The organism is Hymenobacter sp. BT559 (genome assembly GCF_017571525.1).
Lineage (GTDB): Bacteria > Bacteroidota > Bacteroidia > Cytophagales > Hymenobacteraceae > Hymenobacter > Hymenobacter ginsengisoli.
Window position 1 is genome coordinate 107,017 of the sequence record NZ_JAGETY010000004.1, and the last position, 25,145, is coordinate 132,161.

Annotated in this window: 21 protein-coding genes; 9 read left to right on the plus strand and 12 right to left on the minus strand. The window is 60.8% G+C overall.

The window, feature by feature from the left end; translation table 11 throughout:
- Window positions 1–50: 50 nt before the first annotated feature.
- A complete protein-coding gene (locus J4D99_RS06865) occupies window positions 51–2,399 on the minus strand; it encodes a TonB-dependent receptor (RefSeq protein WP_208130974.1) in 2,349 nt (782 codons plus the stop codon).
- Between the two features lie 136 nt (window positions 2,400–2,535).
- On the minus strand, window positions 2,536–3,978 hold the full coding sequence (locus J4D99_RS06870; protein WP_208130975.1) for a 3' terminal RNA ribose 2'-O-methyltransferase Hen1: 1,443 nt from the start codon (window positions 3,976–3,978) through the stop codon (window positions 2,536–2,538).
- A 176-nt stretch (window positions 3,979–4,154) separates the two neighbouring features.
- Between J4D99_RS06870 and J4D99_RS06875 the strand changes: the two genes are divergently transcribed.
- Window positions 4,155–5,663, plus strand: a complete 1,509-nt coding sequence (locus tag J4D99_RS06875) for a TolB family protein (protein WP_208130976.1) — start codon at window positions 4,155–4,157, stop codon at window positions 5,661–5,663.
- Window positions 5,664–5,945: 282 nt separating this feature from the next.
- Here J4D99_RS06875 and J4D99_RS06880 read toward each other — a convergent pair whose 3' ends face one another.
- Window positions 5,946–6,881: a sugar phosphate isomerase/epimerase family protein gene (locus J4D99_RS06880; protein WP_208130977.1), complete on the minus strand. Its 936-nt coding sequence runs from the start codon at window positions 6,879–6,881 to the stop codon at window positions 5,946–5,948.
- A gap of 157 nt (window positions 6,882–7,038) precedes the next feature.
- Here J4D99_RS06880 and J4D99_RS06885 point away from each other — a divergent pair, with 157 nt between their 5' ends.
- Window positions 7,039–7,677 (plus strand): hypothetical protein, encoded by a 639-nt coding sequence (locus J4D99_RS06885; RefSeq protein ID WP_208130978.1) that lies wholly within the window; start codon window positions 7,039–7,041, stop codon window positions 7,675–7,677.
- 62 nt (window positions 7,678–7,739) lie between these two features.
- Here the strand turns inward: J4D99_RS06885 and J4D99_RS06890 are convergent, their stop codons facing one another.
- From J4D99_RS06890 to J4D99_RS06905, 4 genes are all read right to left on the minus strand, one after another.
- Complete coding sequence (locus tag J4D99_RS06890) at window positions 7,740–9,206, minus strand: GH1 family beta-glucosidase (protein ID WP_208130979.1); 1,467 nt, start codon at window positions 9,204–9,206, stop codon at window positions 7,740–7,742.
- A gap of 93 nt (window positions 9,207–9,299) precedes the next feature.
- Window positions 9,300–10,343: a glycosyltransferase family protein gene (locus tag J4D99_RS06895; protein WP_208130980.1), complete on the minus strand. Its 1,044-nt coding sequence runs from the start codon at window positions 10,341–10,343 to the stop codon at window positions 9,300–9,302.
- Between the two features lie 3 nt (window positions 10,344–10,346).
- A complete protein-coding gene (locus J4D99_RS06900; RefSeq protein WP_208130981.1) occupies window positions 10,347–11,255 on the minus strand; it encodes a UDP-2,3-diacylglucosamine diphosphatase in 909 nt (302 codons plus the stop codon).
- The gene (locus J4D99_RS06905; RefSeq protein WP_208130982.1) at window positions 11,252–11,494 is read right to left on the minus strand and encodes a hypothetical protein; all 243 of its coding nucleotides are present in this window, start codon (window positions 11,492–11,494) and stop codon (window positions 11,252–11,254) included. Before J4D99_RS06905 ends, J4D99_RS06900 begins: the two co-directional genes overlap by 4 nt.
- Window positions 11,495–11,669: 175 nt before the next feature.
- Here J4D99_RS06905 and J4D99_RS06910 point away from each other — a divergent pair, with 175 nt between their 5' ends.
- A complete protein-coding gene (locus tag J4D99_RS06910; protein WP_208130983.1) occupies window positions 11,670–12,245 on the plus strand; it encodes a hypothetical protein in 576 nt (191 codons plus the stop codon).
- Between the two features lie 139 nt (window positions 12,246–12,384).
- On the opposite strand, the gene J4D99_RS06915 is transcribed toward J4D99_RS06910, so the two are convergent.
- Entirely contained in the window at window positions 12,385–12,903 is a 519-nt protein-coding gene (locus J4D99_RS06915) for an NUDIX domain-containing protein (RefSeq protein WP_208130984.1), read from the minus strand.
- A gap of 208 nt (window positions 12,904–13,111) precedes the next feature.
- Here J4D99_RS06915 and J4D99_RS06920 point away from each other — a divergent pair, with 208 nt between their 5' ends.
- The gene (locus J4D99_RS06920) at window positions 13,112–14,560 is read left to right on the plus strand and encodes a DEAD/DEAH box helicase (RefSeq protein ID WP_208130985.1); all 1,449 of its coding nucleotides are present in this window, start codon (window positions 13,112–13,114) and stop codon (window positions 14,558–14,560) included.
- Between the two features lie 185 nt (window positions 14,561–14,745).
- A complete protein-coding gene (locus J4D99_RS06925; protein WP_208130986.1) occupies window positions 14,746–15,219 on the plus strand; it encodes a hypothetical protein in 474 nt (157 codons plus the stop codon).
- A 118-nt stretch (window positions 15,220–15,337) separates the two neighbouring features.
- Here the strand turns inward: J4D99_RS06925 and J4D99_RS06930 are convergent, their stop codons facing one another.
- From J4D99_RS06930 to J4D99_RS06940, 3 genes are all read right to left on the minus strand, one after another.
- Window positions 15,338–15,514 (minus strand): hypothetical protein, encoded by a 177-nt coding sequence (locus J4D99_RS06930; RefSeq protein ID WP_208130987.1) that lies wholly within the window; start codon window positions 15,512–15,514, stop codon window positions 15,338–15,340.
- A 968-nt stretch (window positions 15,515–16,482) separates the two neighbouring features.
- Window positions 16,483–17,226 (minus strand): helix-turn-helix domain-containing protein, encoded by a 744-nt coding sequence (locus J4D99_RS06935; protein WP_208130988.1) that lies wholly within the window; start codon window positions 17,224–17,226, stop codon window positions 16,483–16,485.
- Window positions 17,227–17,547: 321 nt separating this feature from the next.
- Window positions 17,548–19,308: a L,D-transpeptidase family protein gene (locus tag J4D99_RS06940; protein WP_208130989.1), complete on the minus strand. Its 1,761-nt coding sequence runs from the start codon at window positions 19,306–19,308 to the stop codon at window positions 17,548–17,550.
- A 322-nt stretch (window positions 19,309–19,630) separates the two neighbouring features.
- Between J4D99_RS06940 and J4D99_RS06945 the strand changes: the two genes are divergently transcribed.
- Window positions 19,631–21,475 carry a M1 family metallopeptidase gene (locus tag J4D99_RS06945; protein WP_208130990.1) on the plus strand — a complete coding sequence of 615 codons (1,845 nt, stop codon included), beginning with the start codon at window positions 19,631–19,633 and terminating at the stop codon, window positions 21,473–21,475.
- Window positions 21,476–21,594: 119 nt separating this feature from the next.
- The gene (locus J4D99_RS06950) at window positions 21,595–22,482 is read left to right on the plus strand and encodes a cyanophycinase (protein ID WP_208130991.1); all 888 of its coding nucleotides are present in this window, start codon (window positions 21,595–21,597) and stop codon (window positions 22,480–22,482) included.
- Between the two features lie 112 nt (window positions 22,483–22,594).
- Here J4D99_RS06950 and J4D99_RS06955 read toward each other — a convergent pair whose 3' ends face one another.
- A complete protein-coding gene (locus J4D99_RS06955) occupies window positions 22,595–23,530 on the minus strand; it encodes an isoaspartyl peptidase/L-asparaginase family protein (protein WP_208130992.1) in 936 nt (311 codons plus the stop codon).
- 271 nt (window positions 23,531–23,801) lie between these two features.
- On the opposite strand from J4D99_RS06955, the gene J4D99_RS06960 reads away from it, so the two are divergent.
- Both J4D99_RS06960 and J4D99_RS06965 read left to right on the plus strand, forming a co-directional pair.
- Window positions 23,802–24,227, plus strand: a complete 426-nt coding sequence (locus tag J4D99_RS06960) for a DUF3127 domain-containing protein (protein ID WP_208130993.1) — start codon at window positions 23,802–23,804, stop codon at window positions 24,225–24,227.
- Window positions 24,228–24,397: 170 nt separating this feature from the next.
- Window positions 24,398–25,027, plus strand: a complete 630-nt coding sequence (locus J4D99_RS06965) for an RNA-binding domain-containing protein (RefSeq protein WP_208130994.1) — start codon at window positions 24,398–24,400, stop codon at window positions 25,025–25,027.
- Window positions 25,028–25,145 lie beyond the last annotated feature (118 nt).

Sequence of the window (25,145 nt, forward strand, 5' to 3'; positions counted from 1 at the left end):
TGCTTCGGCAAGCTCAGCATGACACGAAAAATAAATTTTCTAACAAGGACTTAAAAGCTGAAATTGTACGTGGCCGAGGGCACCATCCGGAACAGGGCCGTTTGCACAGCCTGGGTTTTGCTGGCGTCGTTGGGGTCAGGCTGGAAGCGGATGCTGTAGGGGTTTTCGCGGCCCAGCGCATTATAAATCGAGAACGACCAGCTGCTGTGGAAACGCTTACCTTCCTGGCCGGGCTTCTCGTAGGTGGCGCCCAGGTCAAGGCGCTGGTAGTAGGGCAGGCGGTCGGCGTTGCGCTGGCCGTAGAGGCTCACCACCTGGCCAGCCACCGCGTACTTACCCACCGGGAAAGTAGCCGCGTTGCCGGTGCTCATCAGGAAGGTGCCCGAGAACGTCCACTTCTTATTGAGCTGATAGATACCTACTACCGACACGTCGTGCGGCCGGTCCTGGCGGGCATTAAACCACGAGCCGCCGTTGATTTCAGTAAACTGGCGCTGCGATTTGCTCAGCGTGTAGCCTAGCCAGCCGGTGAAGCGGCCCACGTCTTTGCGCAGCAAAAACTCGATGCCGTAGGCCCGCCCAATGCCGTAGAGCAGGCTGGCCTCCACGTCGAAATTGCCGCGCAGCTGCGTGCCATCGCGGTAGTCAATCTGGTTGCCGAGCGACTTGTAATAGCCCTCCACGGTAAGCGAATAGGTCTTGTCGGGGCCCAGCGTGCGGTAGTAGCCAGCCGAAATCTGGTCCGAGGTTTCGGGCTTCACGTTGAACGTAGTGGGCACGTAGAGGTCAGTAGGCAGCGAGGTGCTGCTGTTGCTGAGCAGGTGCAGGTTTTGCACGTTGCGGGCGTAGCCGGCCTTAAGCTGGCTAGCCTCGTTGAGCTGGAAGCTGGCCGCAAAGCGTGGCTCCAGGCGCACGTAGGTTTTCAAAAACTGGCCCTTGCTGCTGTAGGGCGTGGCCGTGAGCACGGTGCCGGCTGCGTCGTAGGTCGAGTAGGTTCCGGGCCCTAGCAGGCTAAAGCTCGATAGCCGCAGGCCGGTGGTGAAGTTGAGGCGCGGCGTGGCCTGCCACTCGTGCGAGGCGTAGGCCGCCGTTTCGAGCGAGTAGTTGGTGCGGTCGGCCGTGGCGTTTACCGACGAGCCGGCATCGGCCACCACGTAGCCCGGCGTGATGGTGTGATAAATGGCATTGGCCCCGAAGCGGAAAGTCTGGGTAGCGCTGGGCGTAAATTCCACGTCTTCCTTCAAATTCAAGTCCTGAATTTTCGAGATAATGCTGAAATTCTGCGCGTTGGACGTGATGTCAATTTCGTAATCGTACTTACTGAAAATGAGCGAAGTATTGGAGAATACCCGGTCGCTGAACAAGTGATTGAGACGCAGCGTGGCCGTCTTGTTGCCGTAGTACTGCCCGAACGTATTGGCGAGCCCTAGCGCGTCGCGCCCCAGGTAGGCGCTGAAATAGAGCCGGTTGCGCTCGTTGAGCAAGTAGTTAGCCTTGGCATTGACGTCGTAGAAATACAGGCTCGAATTTTTGGTGGTTTCGTTTTTCGAGAACTTCAGAAAGACATCGGCGTAGGTGCGCCGGGCTGTTACGATGAACGAGCCTTTGTCTTTCACAACCGGCCCTTCGAGGGCTAGCCGGCTGGCAATGAGGCCGATGCCGCCGCTGCCGTGCAGCTGTTGATTGTTGCCATCTTTCATCTTGATATCGACCACCGACGACAAGCGCCCGCCATACTGCGCCGGCATACCGCCCTTAAACACAGTCAGGTCCTTGATAGCGTCGGAGTTGAAGGTCGAGAAAAACCCGAGTAAGTGCGAGGCGTTGTACACGGGCGCCTCATCTAGCAAAATCAGGTTCTGGTCTACGGCCCCGCCGCGCACCGAAAAGCCGCTGCTGCCCTCGCCGGCCGATTTAATACCCGGCAGCAAGGTCAGCGTTTTAATCACGTCCTTTTCACCAAAGAGCACCGGCACCTTAGCTATCTGCTTGAGGTCGAGAGTTTCGACGCCCATCTGCGCCTTGCTAATATTGGCGTCGGCGCTGCGGCCGGTCACCACCACTTCGTTCAGGTCGTTGCCGCTGGGCTTGAGCTTAAAATCAATACGCTGGCTAGCCCCGATAGTGAGCGAGCGCTGCTGGCTGGCGAAGCCTACAAAGCTGGCTTCCAGCGTGTAGGTGCCGGCCGGCACCGTGAGCGTGAAGAAACCGTAGGCATTGGCGCCGGTACCCACGCCGGGCAGTTCCCGCACCCGCACAGTGGCGCCAGTCAGGTTTTCGCCCGAGGTGGCATCCTGCACGGTGCCGCTGATGGTAAAGCGCGATTGAGCCAGCGCCGGGTGCCACAGCAAGAGCAGCACCAGCAGCCACGCCCCCAGCGGATAAATACGTTTTTGCATAGAAAAGGCCAGGAAATGGGCCAGGCGGTATTTGGGAAGGCTAAAAGTACAACCGGCAGGGTGCGCTTGCCCAGCTTTTCGGCTGACCTCAGCTATACCTGCTTCCCTATCCAGCCTCAGGCTTTGAGCCTTGTCTTCAATTTGCGACGTTGCGCGCAAATACCGCCAGCTGCGAGGGCGCCCCTAGCCCCTCCACCTCCTCCCCCATGCTCACCAGCCGCACGGCGTAACCGTGGCGCTCAGCCACGCCGCTAGCCCAGGCGGCAAACTCGGCGCGGGTCCATTCGAAGCGGTGGTCGGCGTGGCGGAAGTTGCCGGCCGACAGCGTTTCGTACACTTGATTGTACTCCGCATTGGGCGTCGTGACGAAGACGTGCGCTGGCCGCGCCTGGCAAAATACTACGGCTTCGAGGGCGGCCAGGCGGCTAGGGTCGAGATGCTCAATAACCTCCACTAGCGCCGCCGCGTCGAAGCCGGCGAGGCGCTCATCCTTATACAAAAGCGAGCCCTGAATGAGGTCGAGGCGGGCGCGCTGGCGCGGGGGCATCTCGGCCAGGTGCAGGCGCTGGGCGGCGCGAGCCAGCGCCTGGTGCGATACATCTATGCCTAGGATGTACTCGATTTTATGCTGCCGCAACAGCAAGCGCAATAGTTTGCCCTCGCCGCAGCCTAAGTCGAGCACGCGCTTGGGCCCTAGCTCGTAGATTTCCTGGGCCACCTGCTGGAGGCGCTGGTCGTGGAGCGACAGTTTGGGCTCCGGGGCGGGGCTAGCCGCGGCGATGGGCGATGAAATGCTAGCTTCATCGGTCTCCGGGGCCGCTGGCTCCGGCAATTCCTCCTCGGTGCTTTCCAGCAGCCTAGCCAGCGCGGGGTTCACGTACAGCGCTTTATAGCGCAGGTAGCGGCGCGTGATGAAGCTGCGTTCGGGGTGGCGGGGCAGCCAGTCGCCGCCACGGTGCAGCAGCTTTTCGGCCTCGTTCTGGTCTACGTAGTAGTGCTTGTCGTTGTCGAGCACGGGCAGCAGCACGTAGAGGTGCGTCAGCACGTCTTGCAGGCGCAGGCCCTCGTGGCGCAGGTGCAGGGTGTAGTAGCCGCTGTCGCCCCAGGTGGGCTGCGTGGGGTCGAGCGGGGAGGTTGCTACTTTCACCTGGTACCCTAGCGGCTCGAAGAGGCGGCGCGGCCAGTCGGGGCCGGGCGCCGAGACTACGGCCACGGTCACGGCGAGCGGCAGGGCTTCGGCGGGCAGGGCGGGGCGGTCTTTGCAGGTGCCGTTCATGGCCGTGCCGAAGGCTTTGCTCAGCGCCACGCTCAGGAAGGACGAGGCCACGTAGGGCCGGTCGTTCACGTATTCCTGCAACGAAAAGCCTTCACCGGGCGCGCCGCCGCGGCCACGCACCAGCCCGATGGGGTCGAGGTCGAGCAGCAGCGCGGCGGTGCAGCGCTCGGTGCTGGCCTCGGGGTAAAATACGTGGGCCTGGCCGCCGGTAATTTCCACGCTTTGCAGGCGCGCCGGGTTTTTATGGAGCAAATACCCGAGGTCGGTAGCGGGCTGGTGGGTGGTCGAAATCGTGAGCAGCATGGGCAGAAAGCACGGAGCAGAAGCCCGAAAGTAGCACACCCCAGGGCTCGGGGCTAGCCAGCGGCCTAACTACTTGGCATACCGAGCATAGTAGCTTGCCGCTCGGGCCGGCTGGTGCTTACCTTCGCTAGCCTAGCTTCTTCCCGACCAACTTCCTTTTCCCACCCCCTAGCCGCATGAAATTTCGCGCGCCCCACCTGCTCTTCCTGTTTTTCTATTTGGCCCTGGCCCAAGCTAGTTTTGCCCAGCAGCTAGGGGCCTTCGATGGCCAGCAAGATGTAGGCGCCACTGGCCTGCTCGGCACCGCTAGCTACCTGCCCAGCACCCAGCAATACGTGGTAACGGGCGCCGGCGCCAATATCTGGGCCGACCACGACGCGTTTCACTACGTCTATAAAAAGCTCACCGGCGACTTTATCGTCTACGCCCGGGCTGGTCTAGTAGGCTGGCGCGGTGCCGAAACCCACCGCAAAATGGGCTGGATGGTGCGCCAAAGCCTGGAGGCCAACTCGCCGCAGGTGAGCGCGGCCGAGCACGGCGATGGCCTCACCTCGCTACAATACCGCAAAACCGCCGGCGCCACCACCGAAGAAACCCGCGCCACCATCACCCAGGCCGACATCATTCAATTGGAGCGTGTCGGCACCACCTACACCATGCGGGTAGCGCAGTTTGGCCAGCCTTTCGAAGTGGTGCAGGTAGCCAACGTGGACCTGGGCCAGGAGGTGTACGTGGGCCTTTTTGTGTGCGCCCACAACGCCGACGTAACCGAAACGGCCGTTTTCCGCGATGTGCGCCTGACAACGCCCGCGCCCGCTAGCCTCGTGGCCTACAAGCAGTACCTGGGCAGCCACCTCGAAGTGCTCGACGTGGCCTCCGGTAACCGCGAGGTTATCTACTCGGCGCCCAATTCCATCCAGGCGCCCAACTGGCGGCCCGATGGCAAAAGCTTGATTTACAACAGCGACGGCTTGATGTACAATTTCGACCTGGCCACCCGGCAGCCGGCCGTGCTGCCCACCGGCGACGTCAAGAATAACAATAATGACCACGTGCTGGCCTTCGGCGGCAATATGCTGGGCCTGAGCAGCGGCGTCGACAAGCTCGGGGGCTCCATTGTGTATACGGTGCCGGCTAGCGGCGGCACGCCCCGCCAGATTACGCCGCGCGGCCCCTCCTACCTGCACAGCTGGTCGCCCGATGGCAAGCTGCTGCTCTTCACCGGCCAGCGCAACAATGACTTCGACATCTACCGCGTGCCGGCCAAGGGCGGCAAGGAAGTGCGCCTCACCACTGCCAAAGGCCTCGACGACGGCCCCGAGTACACGCCCGATGGCCAGTACATCTACTTCAACTCGGCGCGCACCGGCACTATGCAAATCTGGCGCATGAAGCCGGACGGCAGTCAGCAGGAAGCCGTGACGACCGGCGAGTTCAACGACTGGTTTCCGCACATCTCGCCCGATGGCAAGTGGCTGGTCTTCGTCTCCTTTTTGAAGGATGAGGTGCCCGCCGGCGACCACCCCTTCTACAAGCACGTGTACCTGCGCCTGATGCCCCTAACCGGCGGCCAGCCCAAAGTCATCGCCTATGTCTACGGCGGCCAGGGCACCATAAACACGCCCTCGTGGTCGCCCGACAGCAAGCGCGTGGCCTTCATCAGCAACAGCGGCCCGCTGAAGTAACTGCTTATACAAAGCAAAACGTCCGTCATGCTGAGCGTGTCGAAGCATCTCGCTCGCGCCGTTAGGTTAGTACCCCTAGCGGCGCGAGCGAGATGCTTCGACAAGCTCAGCATGACGTTCTGGTTAGGAACTGCTAGCAGTTATGAAGCCATCTGTCCTTGTGAGCGCAGCGCGGCAATCGCCCCAGAACAACACCCGGACGATTTCGTTCTGGGGCGATTGCCGCGCTGCGCTCGCAAGGACAAACTATTCAATGATATGTAAATCAATTTTCTAGCTAGTCTACGCCCGGCCTACCTTTTCCAGCAATGCCTTGGTTTTGCGGATGCCGTCTTCTTCACTCAGCGTATCGCCTTCGTACTCGATACCCACGTAGCCATTGAAGCCCGATTTTTTAATGATGCCAAACATCTTGCTGTAATCTGTTTCCACGCAATTACCAGCCGCATCGAAGTCGAAGGTTTTGGCACTCACACCCTTCGCTAGGGGCATCCACTCCTGCACGGCCTTGTACTTGTCGTATTCCTCGATGCACTTGCCTTTATAAAGCTCGCCGCTGTCGCGCCGGATGCAGAAGTTGCCGAAGTCGGGCAGAATACCCACGCTCTTTTTATCGACCTGCCGAATGGTTTTCAAGAGCCACTGACCGTCAGAGGTATAGCTGCCGTGGTTTTCCACTATCACGTTGATGCCCGCTTTTTGGGCGTACTCGTTCAGGCGGCTCAGGCCATCGATGGCGGCTAGCTGTACCTCGGTCGCCGAGCCCTTGCCGAAGGCGTTGACCCGCACCGTGAGGCAGCCCAAGTACTTGGCGGCATCGACCCATTTGTAATGGTTCTCAACGGCTTTGCGGCGCTCAGCCTCGTTGGGCGCGCCGAGGTCGCCCTCGCCGTCTATCATGATGAGATGGTTGCGCACGCCATTGTCGTGGCAGCGCTGCAAGAGGTCGCTCAGGTACTTGGTATCCTGCGCTTTGTCTTTGAAAAACTGGTTAACGTACTCCACCACGCTGATGCCATACTCTTTTTTGGCAATGGCCGGGAAGTCGAGGTTATCGATTTTCTTGCTGAATAAGGCTTTGTGCAGCGACCACTCGGCCAGCGAAATCTCGAAAAACGGCTGGGCAGCCAGCTCGTGGGCGATGGCGGGCGGGGCCAGGGCCGCCGTAGCGGCCACGGTAGCCGCCTGTTTGAGAAAATGACGGCGCGAAGTAGTCATGGGCAGGTGGGTGGGAAAAGGATGCTAGCCAGGCTGCTACCGCCCGGCCCGCCGAAAGTAGCACCCCTGGCCGTAATGGGGAAGCCGGCCCCGCCCGAACTTTGCGGCCCTAGCGCCGGCCCGCGCCCGGCGGCCTTTCTCCCAGCGTACTTTTCCCGTGTCCGAATTACCCACTCCCGCCGCGTCGGCGCAGCCTTCCCTCACCGACTTCGCCAGCTTCTACCTCTACGGCCTCACGAATAATCCCTACCAGCAGTCCACGGACCTCGGCAAGTTTGGGCAGCTCTACAACCTCGTTATCGGGGAGCACGGCGGAGTGGGGCTAGCCAGCTCCTTTCACCCCTACCAGCTCGTGAACCAGGCCGGCGTAACGGTGTGGTACGCGGCCTACGCCCAGCTCTACGCGCAGCCCAACCGGGCGGCACTCTTCGAGGCCATGGCCGACGAGCAGGCGCGCTTCGTAGTGGCGCCGCCCGCCTCCTTCAGCGAGTTTCACGTGTGGCCCGATACCCGGCTGACGAGCGTGGAGAACCCGGTTTTCAGCCACTACATCCCGTTTGTGCTGCCCTTCTTGGTGCGCAAAGGCCCGGCCGCCCTGCGTTGGGATGCCGAGCTGGCCGCCGCTGAGGGCGACCGTGCCCGCTTCGGCCAGTACCTCGATGCCGTGAACGAGGCCATCCGCTTTGTGCAGCCCGCGCCGGGGTTTGTGCTGGGCTTCGGCGAATTTAATGAGCAAGAGCCTAGCCAGCTCATTGAGCGGTTTATGGACATACGCCCCACCTTGCTCACGCGCTAGGTAACTTGTAGCGCGGACTTTGTAGTCCGCGTTTGCGCCTTCATGACCTAACCAAACGCGGACTACAAAGTCCGCGCTACAGTCTGCTGCGACCCTACCTCTACCCTGGCGCCGGCCAAAAACTCACCGTACCAGCGGCCCGAGTCTTTCACAATGCGCTCCTGGGTTTCGTAATCGACGTGCACCAGGCCGAAGCGCGGGCGGTAACCCTCGGCCCACTCGAAGTTGTCGGTGAAGCTCCAGGGGAAGTAGCCGTTGACCCGGATGCCCTCGCGGCGCGCGCGCAGCACCTGCCCAATGGCCGCCTGAAAGTAGGCTAGCCGCGCCGCATCGGGCACGCGGCTGCCCACCGGCTGGTCGGCAAAGGCCGCGCCCGACTCCGTTATATAGAGCTCGGGCGCGCCGGGGTAGGCGGCGTACTGTTTCAACATTTGGTAAACCGACTCCGGGAATACCTCCCACCCCATTTCGGTGGTGGGTGCACCGCGCTTGGCCGCCGGCACCAGCGCCGCCCCGATGAGCGGCAGCCAAGGCGCGGCGCGCACCACCTCGCGGGTATAGTTCTGGATGCCCCAGAAGTCAAAGTCGAATTTTAGGCGCTCCGCATCGCCCGGTTTTTGGTAGCGGCGCAGCAGCCAGCCGAGCGTGGGCAGCTCGGCCGTGGGGTAGCCTAGCCCCAGCGTAGGCTCTACAAAAAGCCGGTTGAGCACGGCATCGACGCGGCGAGCGGCGGCTTCGCTAGGGCCATGGCCCGGCCGAGCGGGCGTGACGTACGAACACGAAAACGTAGTGCCGATGCGCGCCGTGCCCGGCAACGCGGCCCGCAACGCCCTGCCGCCCTCGGCCTGAGCCAGCGTGGCGTGGTGGGCCGCCGCCAGAAACGCCGGCAGACTACGACGGCCCGGCGCGTGAATGCCCAATAGGTGCCCGGCGCCCACAAATACCATGGGCTCGTTGAGCACCATCCAGTGCTGCACGCGGTCGCCGAGGCGACGGGCTAGCACCTGGGCGTAGTCGGCTAGCCAGTCGGCCACGGCGCGGTTGGTCCAGCCGCCGCGCTGCTGCAGGGCTAGCGGCAAATCCCAGTGGTATACCGTGAGCCAGGGGCGCAGGTCGCGTTCCAGGCAGGCGTCTACGAGGCGGTCGTAGAAGTCGAGCCCCCGCCGATTGATGGCACCCACGCCCTCGGGCAGCACCCGCGGCCACGACACCGAAAAGCGAAAATCCGTCAGCCCCAGGCCCTGGGCCAGGTCTAAATCCTGCTCGTAGCGCGTGAAAAAATCGGTACTCACCCGCGCGTGCTCGCCCCGCGCAATGGCCCGCGGCCGGCGCGTAAACTCATCCCAGATGCTTGGCCCCTTGCCTTGCTGCTGCCAGGCGCCCTCCACCTGATAGGCCGCGCAGGCGGCGCCCCAGTGAAAATCAGGCCCAAAATCGGCCCGCGAATAGCTGCTGGGCGTGGTAGCAGGGAAAAAAGCCGGGGGCAGTGCTAGCGGGCGCTGAATAGTGAGGATAGTGTCGTCGGGCATCAAAGCAGAACCAGCCAGCGGCCGGAATAAGTCACAAGAATACAGAAATATGCGGCCGCCGGCTAGCCGGAGCGACACGGCTAGCCACTGGGGCTAGCCTATAATGCGCGCCGCCTGCCGTGGCCGCGACACCCCTAGCTGCTCGGCCAACAGCTGGTCGAGGATGGCGCCGGTGCGGTCGGGGTAGTCTACGGGCACGGGGCGGCCACGGTGCAGCCAGTCGTCGATGTGGTCGAGGTGCTTGTCTTTGAGGCCGCGCACCACGGGCACGCCCATGTCGGCCAGGGCAGCGGCGTTGCACTGCTGCTCGTACTGCTGCTTCATCGGGATGACAAGCAGTTTTTTGCCCAAGTACAGCGCTTCGGCAGGCGTTTCGAAGCCCGCGCCGCACAGCACCCCCCTAGCCCGGGCCAGGCTCTGCAGAAAGTCGCCACCGCTTACCGGCCACACGCGCACGTTGCCGTAGTCGGCGGGCTGCTGGCTATGCTTCGAAAATACCTCCCACTGCACCGTGCGGCTGAGGTAGCGCAGGCGCTTAACCAGCGTTTCTTCGTCGAAGGCCGGCAGGTACACCGTGTAGTGTCCTTCATCGGTGGGCGCCAGCTCGCGCACCTGCCGCCGAATGACGGGCGTGCTGATGCCGGGCGCATATTCCTGAAAGTGAAAGCCATACTGCGCCGTGCTAGGGGCGTAGTGCCGCAGCACGGCCCGGCCGGCCGGGTCCTCGTCCTTGGGCCGGGGCGCGGCGGGGTGCAGCACGGCGCTTTGGTGGCTCAGGGCCACGCAGGGGCGGTGGCGCAGCCGGCAGGCCCAGGCCGACACGGGTTCAAAGTCGTTGAGTACCAAGTCGTAGCTTTCCACCGGCAGGTGCCGAATATCGTGCACAAACCCCGCCGAGTTGAACTGCCGGAAGGTCTTCACGAAGTTGATGCCGCCCTTCTTGCCAAACAGAAAGCCCATGCCGCCCACCCGGTAGCGGATGGGAAAAGGCAGCGGCAGGTCGGCGGGGGGGCCGCTCACCAGCAGGTCGAGCTGGCCGCCCAGGGCCGCCACGCGGGCTTGCAGCAGCGGTACTATATCGAGGGCGCGCATCAGGTGGCCGTTGCCGGTGCCCTGAATGGCGTAGAGAATGTTCATGCGCTATTTCAACTTAAACTCGGCCAGCAGGCTTTCGAGCAGCGCGGCGGGCGCGGCGTCGGCGGCAAGGTCTTCAGCCTCAGGCAGGTCGCTCGCCTCGCCGGGCTGGGGCAGCATGCGCGGGTCGTCGGCGTAGCGGTAGAGGGCCCAGCCGGCGGTGTCGGTGTATTCGAGGGCGGTCAGGTTTTCGACCCAATCGCCCGAATTTAAATACGTTATATCGCCCTGCACCGTGGCTAGGGTCTTGATTTCGGGCTGGTGAATGTGGCCGCACGCCACGTAGCGGTAGCCCTGGTCGGCGGCGATGGTGGCAGCCGTTTGCTCAAAGTCGCTAATGAGGCTCACGGCGCTTTTCACCCGGTCCTTCACGGCCTTGGACAGCGCCACTTTGGGCCGGCCCAGCTTATGCAAGCCAAAATTCACCACCCGATTGAGCAGGATGAGCAGGTCGTAACCCTTGCCGCCGAGGCGGGCTAGCCAGCGCGAATGCCGCATGGTCACGTCAAACACGTCGCCGTGAAACAGCCAGGTGCGGCCGTGGGGCAGGTCGAGCACCAGCTTATTATCGAGTTGAAAGTGCCCGAGCTTAAGGCCCGCAAACTTGCGCAGCAGCTCGTCGTGGTTGCCGGTGAGATAGTAGATGCGGGTGCCCTTGGCCGCTAGCCCCGCCAGGTAGCGCACCACCCGCATGTGCGACGGCGGCCAGTAATTTTTAGAAAACTGCCAGATATCGACAATGTCGCCATTCAGCACCAGCACCTGCGGCCGGATGCTTTTGAGGTAGCGCAGCAGCTCGGGGGCGTGGCAGCCGTAGGTGCCCAAGTGCACATCGCTGACCACGGCCACGCCGAGGTGACGCTTTTTGAGCCGGCGCGGAGTGGCCGGCAGGGCGGGCTCAGTAAGCTCCCTCATGCGGCCGATGGATACGAGAGGCCCGGGAAGCTGGCGCGCAGGCGAGCCTTGGGGCGCCGGGGCTTCGTGGGCGGCCCAACCGGAAAGGCGCCGGCCGCGCTGCCCAGCGCCGAGCGCAGGCTGCGCCGCAGCGGCCACCCGAGCACCAGCCACCAGCCCATGGCTAGCAGCCACACCAGCCCCGCGCCGGAGGGCTGCCAGTCCAATAACAAGCGCTTGACTTCCGCGAGTTTTAGCATACCCCAAAGCTCCTTCGGGCATATAAAGTCAGCGTTACGAGCGCGTTACACTTACGTCACTATTTAACTCTGGGGCGGGTATTTGCGGCATAGCGCGGTAGGTTTGGCGTGCATTGCCGTTCTTTGTATCGTCGCTATTTGATTTCCATTCAGGATTATTTATCTTCTCCGCAAAATGCAATTTACTTCTACGCTACGTACTGGGTTGGTCTTGGCTCTGCTAGGGGCTGCTACCGCGGCCCACGCCCAAAGCCCTAATGGCCCCGCCCGCAAGCGCTACCTCTTTGCCCAAAAAAATCCCGAGTGCCCGGTGGTAGCCAACGTCACGAAGAATACCGACGAGGACGCCGACATCACCGGCACCTATACCCACGTCTGCTATCGCTCGAATGAAGAGATGCAAGCCGAAATAACCGAGCTGCGCAAGATTCACGATTGGGCCGACTCAACCTACCAGCGCCGGCTAGGGGCCCTGCCGGCCGGCGGAGCGCTCGTGCTCGACATTCGCCGCCAAGGTGCCAAAAACGCCGACCCTTCGCTGCTCACGCTATCGGCGCGCACCAAGGATGGCAAGGAGGTTTTCACGGGCACACCCAAGGCGGGTACCGGCCGCTTCTACGGCCGCGACCTCTACCAAAACCACCAGGTAGTGCCCTTCATCAAGCTCGACCCGGCCGCTGGCCCGCTCACGCTCATCATCACGGATACGCGCCTGCGCCAGCAATTCGAGTACCAGCTCACGCCGCAGTAACACGACGCTCCTGTTATAAAAACCGGGTCATGCTGACGAAGGAAGCATCTCATTCGCATCGTTGGGGCAACTACCCTAGCGGCACGAGCGAGATGCTTCCTTCGTCAGCATGACCCGGTTTTTGCTACGGCTTATACAGCTACGATTTATGCAGCTGCGCCCACTGCACGGCCAGCATCGTTTTGGCATCTTGAATTTTCTCCTTAGCCAATTCTTCGCGCGAAAGCCGCACGATTTCGATTTGCTCGTGCTCGGCGGCTAGCCCCCCGCCCTGGCCGGTTTGGCGGCTTACCTCGGCGTAGTACACGGCGATGGTTTCGGCACTGGTGCCGGGCGAAGGCCACATGGTCACAATTTCGGTGAGTTTGTCAACGTCATAGCCCAGTTCCTCGTGCAGTTCGCGGCGCACGGCCGTTTCGGGGCTCTCGCCTTTGTCAATCATGCCGGCGGCTATTTCGAGCAGCTCGCGCTCGGCGCCCACCCGAAACTGCCGGGTAAGCACGTACTGCTGGCGCTCGGTATCGAAGACTAGGGCCGCCACGGCGTGGCCGGGGGCAAACTGCTCGCGGAGCAATTCTTCGCCGCCCTGCGTTTTAAGGGTGAGCTTGTTGAGCTTAAAATGGCCGTCGTAGGCGCGCTCGCGGTGAACTATCTGCATGGCTTGGAGATTTAAGCGGTACCTTTGCCGCCGAAGGCAGCCTGGCAATCGGACCAGCTGCCCGCCGTAAGTATACGGCCGCTAGCCCGCCGCGTCGTGGTTTGTGCGTGAGGCGCGGGTTTTTCCCTCCTATTTTCTTAGTACTTGCGCAGGCAGCCGATGGCCTCCGCCCCGGCCACCACCCACCGGGCGGGTGGCTCCCACCTTCATGACCTTTAACGACCTCAACCTGATTGAGCCCATCCTGCGCGCCCTAAGCGAGGAAGGCTACACCACCCCCACGCCCATCCAGCAGCAAGCCATTCCGCAGGTGCTCGAAGGCCACGACCTGCTCGGCGTAGCCCAAACCGGCACCGGCAAAACGGCCGCCTTCTCGGTGCCGATTCTGCAGATTCTGCACCAGACCGCCCAAACGCAGAAAGCCGCCCAAGGCCCCCGCGGCCGCGTGCGTTGCCTCGTGCTCACCCCCACCCGCGAGCTAGCCATCCAGATTGGCGAGAGCTTTAAGGCCTACGGCCGCCACCTGCCGCAGCTGCGCTCGACCGTCATCTTCGGCGGCGTGGGCCAAAACCCGCAGGTGCAGGCGCTGCAGCGCGGCGTCGAAATCTTGGTAGCCACGCCCGGCCGCCTGCTCGACCTCATGAACCAGGGCTACGTGAACCTGCAGCACCTCGAAGTATTCGTGCTCGACGAGGCCGACCGCATGCTCGACATGGGCTTCATCCACGACATCAAGCGCATTCTGCCCAAGCTGCCTGCTGGCCGCCAGAGCCTGTTCTTCTCGGCTACCATGCCGAACGTTATCAAGGAGCTTTCGGCCACCATCCTGCGCCCCAACCCGGTGCAGGTAGCTGTGACGCCCGTATCGAGCACCGCCGACACGGTGACCCAGTCGGTGTTCCTGGTCGATAAAAACGACAAGCCCGCCCTGCTTCGCCACGTGCTCAAGGACCCCGCCATCAAGCGTGTGCTGGTCTTTACCCGCACCAAGCACGGCGCCAACAAGGTGACCGAAACCCTGGAGAAGGCTCAGATTACGGCCGAGGCCATCCACGGCAACAAGAGCCAGAACCACCGCCAGCGCGCGCTCAGCAACTTCAAGGCTGGCACAACCCGCGTGCTAGTCGCCACCGACATTGCCGCCCGCGGCATCGACGTGGATGAGCTGACTCACGTTATCAACTACGAAGTACCCAACGAGCCCGAAACCTACGTGCACCGCATCGGCCGCACGGGCCGCGCCGGGGCTTTTGGCACAGCGTTTACATTTGTAGAGGAAGAAGAGCGCGCCTATCTGCAAGACATTCAGAAGCTTATTCGCAAGCAGATTGATGTCGATAAGGAGCACCCTTACACCACGACCAGCGTAGCCCCGGTATCGCTGAATGGCAACGAGCGCATTATCCGGCCCAAAGGCCCGGCTGGTCGCCCGCCCCGCGATGGGCGTGGTGGCAGCGGCGGCCAGGGCCGCAGCGGTGCCCCACGTTCCAGCGGCTCTACCTCAGGGGGTGGCCGCAGCGAGCACCGCGGCGGTGGTCGCCCGCAGTCATCAGGCGGTGGCGAGCGCTCGGGTGCTTCGAGCGGCGGGCAGCGTAGCAGCCGGCCGTTTCAGGCAGGACGTAGTGGGGGCGGCGAAGGTGGCCGCCGGTCGAGCTAACTCCAGCACTTCAAAGGGCCTGGCTGCTGAACCAGCCTGGCAGTAGTATTCCGGTAGCCGCGTGGCCAAAGTCGCGCAGCTACCGGAATATTTTTTGGCGGCAGGAAACAAAACTAGCCTGGCTAGGCTTCTTTGGGCGGCTATTGGCCACTACTTTAACGCTGTTTTCCTGACTTCCTAGCCTCATGACTTCCCGCGTTTCCCTCCCGCTTATTCAGGCCCTGCGCGACACGGCCCGCCGCCTGGCCACCGAGGCTCCGTACCAATGGGGCCACATGGGCAGTTGCAATTGCGGCCACCTGGCCCAAACCATTACCCAACTCACCAAGGCCGAAATTCATGCCCAGGCCCTGCAGCGCTACGGCGACTGGGAGCGTCAGCTTGTAGACTACTGCCCCACCAGCGGCCTGCCCTTCGACCAGACCATCGATGAGATGCTGGCCCTGGGCTTCTCGCGCGAAGACCTCACCCACCTCGAAAAGCTGGGCGACCCGGCCGTGCGCCACGCCATTCCATTTGAGCGCCGCAATGCCCTGCGCCATAACCAGCGCGACGACGTAGTCTTGTACCTACGCACCTGGGCCGGCCTGCTTGAAAGGCAATTGGTGGCTAACGTGCCTATACCTGTCTTAGCGGAACTCACCCTAGCGGAGGCCTAATCCAGCCCGTTTCTCCATAAGCACAACAAGCCAAAGCCCCGACCACGCACGCTGCGTAGTCGGGGCTTTGGCTTTGGTAGTTTAGGCTACTCCTACCGCATGGCTGGAGCGGCAGTGGTTAGTAGTTAACGTTGCTACGCTGGGCTTCGCGATAGCCTTCGGTGCGGTGGGCCCGCTTGTAGGCCGCATCGGCGCTAGGGTCTTTCTCCGCATCGGGGGCCGTAGTGCAGGCAGCGGTCAGAAACAGGGCCGCGCTGGCGGCCAGCAGCAGGGAGTAGGTGCGCAAGCTTTTCATGCCGCGAAGGTAAGGCCCGGCGGCCTAACATGGAAAGCGGAGCAGCGTATAATTTCTTAAAGCCACTGCGATAACAAGAGTGTCGAAGGTTAAAGCTAGCCCCCGACTACTGGTACTGGCTTACTTAGCCCGGGCTGTTCGAAGCCCCATTTTAGTATCATTTACAATTGAAAATGGGACTTGAATCCAGCATAACCCAGCACTTATAGTCTAGTACAGCGTCTACCTACCACTCATAAAAAACACCTTGCAGCACTAGCCCTAATAGCTGTCTACCTTGGAGCTGTACAACACGCTTAGAAGCCCTAAAAGGCAGCTACTAACTGCAGAGCTTACTGCCAGCTTGCCTATGTTTTTAGCGCACTTATTTTAGCTTTTTCTTATACCAGGCGATGGCAATAAGATTAGCAGCACAATAAGATGTGGTTTATCTGAAATCAACAGAAAGACAATAGGACCAAAAAAATAAACAGTCTAGCGATTTCCAAAGTAAAATATGTTTCACTTAAAGTTGATATTATCACGTAATTTCTTCTCAAACACAACATGTTATGATAATCAATATACCTCTTAAACACGCTAAAGTTCAGAACAAAGACAGGTAGTACTTATTGGCTATCCTATGATACTATTCCAACTGCCGACCCATCGTATTATTGCTACCATATACGCTGTTTTATACTAATCAGCCAACCTAGAACTAATTGTACTGAAGCGTCACGAAGACAAGCAAAATTCATTAGCTCTCTCCTAAGCAAGTGCTAATGTAGCAAGCAGCCGCTATTAGCTCACTTTTCTAGCCATATTAGTAGCAAATCTCAAGCTCTGGGCTAGCCCCAATACCCAAAGCAGATGGCCAGCTTCTACACATTCTACAGAAAGCAGGATGCGTAAGAGCTGGCCTAGTTGGCATACTATTTACGAGCGTGGAGTTGCGCTTGATGCGCACTCGCCAGCAGTAGTTTTAACTATTGCTCGGGCTGGTAGTCGGCGAAAGAGCCGTCGCGATAAAAGATGACGATGCGCCGAATGGCCTTGCCTGGCTCAGCCAGAAAGGGAAGCAGCGCAGTTTCGGAGGCAGCCGGAGCAGGTGGGACTACAGGCGCCGGGCTGACCGGAGCAGGCGCGGGCACGGATGGCACTGGCGGCACCGCTAGCTCAGCATTGGCCGGCAGGGTGGGCACTACCACGGGTTGCGCCACGGGTGCAGCTACCGTAGGCGCCGTAGTACTGCCAGCAACTGCCTTGCGCAGTGCAGATGCTCGGAAAGGCTTAGGCGCAGCCGGAACGGGGGCCGCCGCTGGTGAGCTTGCCGGAGGTATTAAGGTAGCTGTAGGCGCTACTGCCGGAGTTACCAGCGGCGCATCTTGAGGCTCGATAACAGTTGCTGGCTCTTCGAGCGGGACTTCGGCGGCCACTACAGGAGCAGGTGGGGCTAGCGAGAGCGTTTCTGCCGTTTCCGGGGGCTGAGGTACACTGCTGGGAGCTGCTACAGGCGCTTGGGAGCCTACCATATCGCCGGTGCCGCTTAACAGCCAAGGCAGTGATAGCTCGGGGAAGGCGCTAATAATGCGTTGGACCACCTCCAGGCTGGGCTTGTTACGCTCGCTGAGAATATGGCTCATAACGGGCCGACCTACTCCAATGAGGTCTGCAAATTGAGTTGGCGTAAGCTGCTTATGCTCGAGTAGCTGCCGAATGCGGGTAACCATAGGTTTGAAAATTGCTTCACAAATGTGCGAAGTAATTTTCAAACCACGCTTCTACTTCATCACAAATACTAATTAACAAAAGTAATAGTAGATATCAAATAGGCCTGTTTACAGTTGTACTAAGCTAGAATTTAAGGAATTTTCTCGAGTTTAATAACCCGTACATTTGGCAAACAATCTTAAAATTCGCTGTATCTCACAATTGTGTGCAAGATTGGTGGCGCCTTAAAAAATATAAAGCGGCCCCACCAATCTGTATGGTGGGGCCGCTTTATGAATATGGCCGGCGCGCCTCAGCACCAGCTCTACAACGAGCTTTCTTTAATCGAAATACTCTCTGGCAAGTGCTTTATCGTGGCCGTAGATGTCGTCGCGGAAGTGCGCGTGGCCATTGGCATCAGCCCAGGCCGTGAGGTAAACCAAGTATACCGGCAGCTTCTCTTTGAGCGGCACATACTTCTCGTGGCGCTGCGCAATGGTGTCCTCGATGACGGCCTGGCTCCAGTTGGAGTTGTTGCGCAGCAGGTACGTGGCAAGCTTGATGGGCTCTTCTACACGCACGCAACCGTGGCTAAAGCTGCGCTTGGTTTGCGAGAATAGCTCGTCATGGGGCGTGTCGTGAAGATAGATATCGTTAGAGTTGGGAAAGATAAATTTCACTTCGCCCAAGTCGTTCTGGGGGCCCGGCCGACGGCGCACTGTGTACTTGAAGTTGTCCTGCGTCACGCCGGCCCAGTCGATAGTAGTAGGGTCTACTATGGTGGCTTTGCGGCCATAGCCCTTCACCACTTCCATATCGAGGCGGTCGAGCGTACCCTGGGGGTCGGCCTCCAGCTTAGCACGCAGCTCCTTGTCGATAATGCTGTAGGGCACGTTCCAATAGGGCGACAAAACTACATATTCCATTTTATCGGAAAACACCGGCGTTGCGGTCAGCGCTTTGCCCACAATCACGCGCATAGTGAGGGCTTCCTTGCCCTGCTCATATACCCGCAGCCGGTACTCCGGAATGTTCACGATGAGGTAGTCGGGCTCAAACTTTTTGGGTAGCCAGCGCCAGCGCTCCATGTTCAGGATAACCTGGTCGATGCGCGCCTGGATAGGTACATTAAGCTGGCGCAGCGTTTCACCATTTACCAGCCCAGTGGGCGGCAGGCCCAGGTCGCGCTGAAAACTTTTTACTGCTTCGACCAAAGTAGGGTCGTAGGTATTAGCAGCGGGCGAGGCAGTAACGTTGTTTACGGGCTGGGCCGTAGCCGCCACGTTAGCCGGCGTCTGGCCAGTGGCCTCGCCGCCTAGCAGGCGCTGGCGCAGCAGGCCCACCACGGGCAGTGTCTGGCCCGGCTTGAGGTGCGTAGTGCCCGGCAGGGTGGGCCAGCCCCCGGCGGCCTGGCGGGCGCGCAGCAGGGCTAGCGCCTTCTTGAGATTCGTGTATTCGGGGTGCAGCGGCGCGAAGTCGTAGTAGGGATAGGTGCTTTCCCGCTCACGCAAAATGGTCATCAGCGCGTGGTCGAGCTTGATTTTATTGCGCTTCACTTTCCAGGCGTCGTTCTTGGTATCGCGGGGGTTAGCCACGCCGCGATAGTAGTCCGAGGCCCAGGCGAAATAGCTGCCCGACAGGGTCACGTCAAGCTGGCGCTCCAAATGGTTACGGCGCGCAGTGTCCTGGCCCACGCTTTTGAACTGGGCTAGCAAATCCGTTATCTTCTTGGTGTCATACCGCTTAGGGTCGAGACCATCATCCTTTGCTTTACTTACTACGGTAAGGAAGGTGTTGGCCTGCGGGACGAGCTGGTGCTGCCGAAACCACCCTAGCCGGAACTGCCGTTCACGGTAAAACTTGCGCGCCCAACGCTCCTGCGCCTTGAAGCGGGCATCGGCCTGCATGGTCCGGATAACGAATACGCTGTCGAGGTGCGGCTCGGGGCCATCGGTGTGGTTGGTAACGGCGGTGCCGGTTTTGGAGCTGGCCTGGCTGGTTTGCTCGCTCTGGCCGTTGCACGACACGAGCAGGCCGGGCAGGCCAAGCAAGCCCAGAAACAGGGCGAAGGTTAAGAAATGAAGACGAAGCTTTAAATGCATCAGAAGGGAAAAAATGGGCGGCGAGCGGCCGGTTGGCAAGTGCCAGCCGGCCCGGAACGCGGCGCCAGATGACGAAAGAATGAGCCCGTTTTACTGAGCCGCTGCCGGGCAGGTTGTGCCAGGCCATTCTACGCCAACGCAAATAACGCGCCTAATGTAATAGAAACCGTTAGCCAAACTAATCGGCGCCGCGTACTTTTTCCGGGTCGGGCGGCTAGCCCCTATTGCGCTGTTAAGGCCACCTGGTCGCGGCCGAGCAAGCAGGCCCCGGCTAGGCCCGGCTCAGCTGACCGCTTTTTCGCCTTCACTTTTTTCTCTATTGATGCCAACACTTCCTGCTACGCTGCCGCAGCCTAACGCTGCACTGCCCCAGCCACCCGACCCGCACAGCTATGCGCAGGGCCCCGCGTTGCGCCACCTGCGGCTCGCGCTCACCGTCGACTTTGCTCGGCGCGAGTTGGCCGGCGCCGCTACTTGGCTGCTGGCCGAGCCCCTGGCTAGCGCAATCCAACTGGTGCTCGACACCCGCGACCTGACCATCGAAAGCGTGCACTCGGGCGAGGATGCCAGCGGGGCCGCCCTCCCCTACACCCTAGCGATGCCCGATGCCGTGCTAGGCCAGGCCCTGCGCGTGGAGCTGCCGGCGGGCGCGGCGTCGGTGTGCATCCGGTACCGCACCAGCCCTGAGGCGGCGGCCTTGCAGTGGCTGGCCCCAGCCCAGACGGCGGGCCAGCACCCGTTCCTGTTCACGCAGTCGCAGGCCATCCTGGCGCGCACGTGGCTGCCCTGCCCCGACTCGCCTGGCCGGCGCTTCAGCTACGAGGCCGCGGTAGAAGTGCTAGGGCCGGAGCGCGGCCAGCTGCTAGCCCTCATGAGTGCTGCCGACAACCCCCAGGCCACCGCGCCCGATGGCCGCTACCACTTCCGGCAGCCGCAGCCAGTGCCGGCCTACCTGCTGGCCCTAGCCGTGGGCCGGCTCGACTTCGCACCACTGGGCGAGCGCACCGGCATCTACGCCGAGCCGGCTACACTGCCCCAGGCAGCACACGAGTTTGACGAGCTAAACCGCATGGTGCAGGCAGCCGAACAATTGTATGGCCCTTACCGCTGGGGAAGATACGATTTACTTGTGTTACCATCGAGTTTTCCATTTGGTGGAATGGAAAATCCGTGTTTAACATTTGTTACACCCACCATACTGGCGGGCGACCGCAGCCTGACCAGCCTGGTAGCCCACGAGCTGGCCCACTCGTGGAGCGGCAACCTGGTTACAAATGCAACCTGGAATGACTTCTGGCTAAATGAAGGCTTTACGGTGTATTTCGAGCGCCGTATTATGGAGCAACTCTACGGCCGGCCCTATGCGGAGATGTTGCAGGTGCTGGGCGAGGCCGACTTGCAGCACACCATTCAGGAGCTAGGCTCTACTAGCCCAGCCACGCACCTGCGCCTGCACCTAGCCGGCCGCGACCCCGATGACGGCCTCAACGATATTGCCTACGAGAAAGGCTGCCTGCTGCTCCTTACCCTGGAGAAGCTAGTGGGCCGCGTCCGCCTCGACGCCTTTATTACGGAGTACTTCGCGCGGTTCGCTTTTCAGAGTATGGACACCGACCGCTTTGCAACCTACCTCAGCCAGGCCTTGCTCACACCGGCCGAGGCTAGCCAGCTCAACCTGCCGGCCTGGCTCGACGGCCCTGGCCTGCCGCCCGGCGCACCAGTAGCCCGGTCGGCGCGCTTCGCCGCGGTCGAGGAGGCCCTGGCCCGGCTAGCCGCTGGCGCGGCCCCCGCCGAGCTGCAACCTATAACTACGGAGTGGAGCAGCCAGGAGTGGGAGCATTTCTTGCGCGGCCTGCCCCCTACCCTTTCTGCCGCTGACCTCGGCCAGCTCGACACGGCCTTTCACTTCACCACCTCGGGCAATGCCGAGCTGCTGGCTGCCTGGTTTCCGCTGGCGCTGCGGGCGGGCTACGCGCCGGCCGATGCAGCGCTCGAAAATTTTCTGCGGCACGTGGGGCGACGCAAGTTTTTGGTGCCGCTCTACCGGGCACTACTGGCCACGCCCGGCGGCCGGGCGCGGGCGCAAGCCATCTACCGGTTAGCCCGGCCCAACTATCACTCGGTAGCTACGAGCACCCTCGATGAGCTAGTGGGCCGCTCGGCCTGAGGGGCGGCCCTAGCCCGGCCCGATTTTAGTTGCTCAGCTTTGGGCCCGGCGGGAACGGGGCTAGCCCCGTTTCCGCGACCGTACCTTTGTCCTCTTCCAATCAGACTAGCCAGTTACCGTTGAAACATCTTATTCCGCACGGCAAGCTCATCGCCATTGGGGGCAATGAGGACAAGGGCACCTACCCTACCGTTCGCAGCAAGCGCCAGTACTACCTGAATTTTTTTGAGCTCGGCATTCTCAAGCGCGTCGTTTCGGAGTCGGGCAAGCTCGACCCGCGCATTGAGGTCGTGACCACCGCTTCCATGATTCCGCAGGAGGTGGGGCCTATTTATACGGCCTCGTTTGCCATGCTCAACTGTCACAACGTGGGCATCATGGACATTCGCACCCCCGACGATGCCCGCCAGCCTGAGTACCTGGCCCGCCTGCTGGCCGCCGATGTGGTTATGTTTTCGGGCGGCAATCAGTCGCGCCTGCGCGAGATGTTTGGCGAAACCGATTTTCTCGATACGCTCACCCGCCGCTACTACGCCGAGCCCAACTTCGTGATTGCCGGCACCAGCGCCGGGGCCATGGCCATGTCGCAACACATGATACGCGGCGGCTCGGTGCCCGATGCCTTATTAAAGGGCGCCGTGAAGATGGGCACCGGCCTGAGCTTATCACCGCCGGCCATCATCGACTCGCACTTTGTGAAGCGCGGGCGCTTCGGCCGCCTCATCGAGGCAGTAGCCCTCTACCCCAAGCTCATCGGTATCGGGCTGGGCGAAGACACCGGCGTGCTCATCACCGAAGGCCACCTGGTCGAAACCATCGGCTCGAACCTCGTTATTATTCTAGATGGCTACGACATTGTGCACAACAATGCCGCCGCGGCCAAAAAGGGCACCACACTTTCCGTCGAAAACATCAAAATGCACGTGCTGGCCAAAGGCAACGTGTACTGCATGACCGAGCGCAAGTTTTACGTAAGCAAAGAGGCCGCCATGAAAGCAGCCTGCTAGCCTGGCTACTCCTTATATAATAGTCCTCCCCCAACGCCGCCCAGGTAGGTGGCTTTTGAGGGAGGACTGTTCTTCTTAAGAGGCTTTAGTAACTAGCCACGCCAGGCGGGCCCTAATAAATAGCCACCAGCTCCTCGCCCGCCGCGTTGCGGCTAGCCCGGTACATGCCTTCCGAGTTGAAGGGCAGCGCCACGTTGCCATCGGCGTCTACTGCAATAAGGCCGCCTTCGCCGCCCACCGGGGCCAACTTGTCGTGCACGACCACCCGGCAGGCCTCGGCCAGGCTCAGGCCCTTATACTCCATCAGGCACGCCACGTCGTAGCCCACCACGGCCCGCATAAAAAACTCGCCGTGCCCGGTGCAGCTGATGGCACAGCGCGTATCGGCCCAGGTGCCAGCCCCGATGATGGGCGTGTCGCCAATACGCGAGTAGCGCTTGTTGGTCATGCCACCAGTGCTGGTAGCAGCGGCCAAATTACCGTGCTGGTCGCGGGCAACGGCGCCCACGGTGCCTTTTTTCCAGTTGGGGTCGATAGCTGAAGGGGGGCTAGCGGCGTGGTCGAGCTGCACGCGGCCCGCGGCAATGGCCTCCTGCAATTGGTCGAAGCGCTGCTGGGTGAAAAAGTATTCGAGCGGCTGCATGGGCAAGCCGTGCTCGCGGGCCAGTTCGTCGGCCCCTGGGTAGGCTAGCAGCACGTGCTCGGTCTGCTCCATCACCAGGCGCGCCGCCCGAATGGGGTTTTGCACCGCGCGCACGCCAGCCACCGCGCCGGCCCGGCGGGTGGCCCCGTCCATAAGGGCGGCGTCCATTTCGTGGTGGCCTTCATGGGTAAATACCGCCCCGCGCCCGGCATTGAAGAGCGGGCAGTCTTCGAGCGTACGCACGGTGGCCTCTACGGCATCAAGGGCCGGCGCACCCTGGGCTAGCAGCGCCGTGCCAGTGGCCAGCGCCCCGCGCAAAGCCGCTCGGTATTCGGCCTCCAAAGCAGGCGTGAGCAAGGCCCGAACCAATGTGCCAGCGCCTCCGTGCAAAGCAAGAGCAAACATATTCTTATTTACTAATTAAGTAAGTTTCTGGCGCAAGAACGGCACTTTCTGCGCTTCACAGGGGTTTGCATAAGGCAGCACACGTAATAATTTATTACGTATCAGCTATTTGCCTTCTCTACGGCGCGCTATTTTTTTTAGCTAAGAGCCAGGTAAGTTGCTGATAATTGTGCGCGCAAATGCGTTTTAGTGGTGCCAAAATCCGGCGGCCTTCGGATTTTTTTCGTAGGTTTGACCTCTAGTTTTCTTCATTCCAAAATTCCCCTTTCCGATGGCATACGACGTAACCGGCCGCCTGCACGAAATCTTTGACGAACAGCAGGTAAGCGAAAAATTCCGCAAGCGCGAGTTCGTCCTCGAAGTGCAGGATGGCCAATATCCTGAGCAAATTAAGTTTCAGCTGGTGCAGGACAAAACCGCCCTCATCGACCCCTTTAAAATGGGCGACGAGGTGAAAGTGACGTTCAACCTCCGCGGCCGTGGCTTCAACAAGAATGGCCAGATGCTGTACTTCACCAACCTCGAAGCCTGGCGCATCGAGCCGGCCTCGGGTGGTGCCCCGGCTGGTGGCGGTGGTTCGTCTTACGGTCAGCAGCAGCCCGCTGCTCGCCCGGCCCAAAACCAGAACCCCAACCTGCGCGCCCAGCCTTCGGCTCAGCCCATCGCTGGCGACGACGACAACGACTTGCCCTTCTAGACCGCAGATTCAAGCGGATTTCGCAGCTACGCCTGCTAATGCAGGCTGGCTGTTAGTTTTTTCGGTTCGATTTGTTAAGTCAGGCTTTTGAGCTTGCTGATAGCATTCAATTTGTGCCGCTTCCTTCATCGGGGGCGGCACATTTGCGTTATGGGCTACGTTTACTCCCTATGAACTTACGCGCACTTATCAGCCAGGGTGAAGGCGAGCGGCTCGAATTCAAGAAAAAAACTACTCATCCTACCCGCATTGCGCGTACGCTGGCCTCGCTGGCGAATACGCACGGGGGGCAGATACTGGTGGGCGTCGATGATGACGGCCGCGTGGTGGGCGTGCGCGATGCTGAGGAAGAAATGTTTGTGCTACGCGACGCTGCCCAGCATTACATCGACCCGCCGTTAACACTGAATTTTCAGGAAATCGAAACCGAGGACGACCTCATTGTATTGATAGTGGATGTGGCAGAAAGCCAAAACAAGCCACACAAGGCCCAGATAGCGCCCGGCGAATGGCGCAGCTACGTGCGCGTGCGCGATGAAAGCGTGCAGGCTAGCTCCCTCACGGAGAAGGTGCTGGAGCGCCAGCAACCCGAAGCGCGCCTCGAAAAAATCCCGCTGAATAAAGACGAGCTGCGAGTGCTCGACTACCTCAAAACCAAGTACCCACGCATCACGGTGGCCGAGTACACCAAGCTCATCAACGTGAGCCGCCGTCGGGCTTACCGCACGCTTATCAAGCTGGTGCTACACGGCTACCTGCGCTACCACGATAAAGAAAAGGAGCCGTACTACACGCTCTAAACCGCAGATTCAAACGGATTGCGCAGCTACACCTGTTAACGCAGGCTGCCTACGCAAACCTTAAAACAAGAAAGCCGCTTTGTGAGCGGCTTTCTTGTTTTAAGCAAAAGTTACCTGT